The 559-nt window shown below is 67.1% G+C and carries 1 pseudogene; it reads right to left on the bottom strand.

Annotated elements, in window-relative coordinates:
* A pseudogene (locus ODJ79_RS46695) lies at positions 1-559 on the bottom strand (molybdopterin-dependent oxidoreductase); the annotation flags it as partial.

Below are 559 nucleotides of genomic sequence, written 5' to 3'. Positions count from 1 at the left end.
CCCGGCCGGCCAGGTGCCCGGCAGGCCGGGCCGGCCCACGCCGTACTGCGCGAGCAGCAGGTCATACACGGTGGTGACCAGGTGGTCGCCGATGCGCCGCACGGGGACGCCGCGCCGCATCGTCGCCGCCTCACCGTGCGCGGTGTCGAATCTCGGCAGATCAACTAAAACGGATGCCTCATTGCCGCCTGCCGCGGAGAGCAGCGGCCGCACGTCTCCAAGATCGAGATTCCAGTTTCCGGGTTGGCCGTACCGGTGCCCGAGCGAGCCGTTGGGCACTACCGGCATCCCGCCCGAATCCAGCAGCACCGTTTTGAATGCGGCATTTTCCGCATCCTTGAGCGCGCCTGGCAACTGGGCCGCGGTGAGCATCTTGCCCGGCCGGTAGGAGTCACCGTCCTGGTCCAGCGTGACCAGGAACGGCAAATCCGTATATTTCGTAACGTAGTCGCGGAAGTATTGGCACTCGCGGTCGACGAAGAACTCCTTGAGCACGACGTGGCCCATCGCCATCGCCAGCGCCCCGTCGGTCCCCGGCGCCGGCGCCAGCCATTCATCC

It is taken from the genome of Actinoplanes sp. KI2, assembly GCF_025630775.1.
Classification (GTDB): Bacteria; Actinomycetota; Actinomycetes; order Mycobacteriales; family Micromonosporaceae; genus Actinoplanes.
The sequence above is the reverse complement of the archived record's forward strand: the minus strand, read 5'-3'. Positions and strand labels throughout refer to the sequence as shown.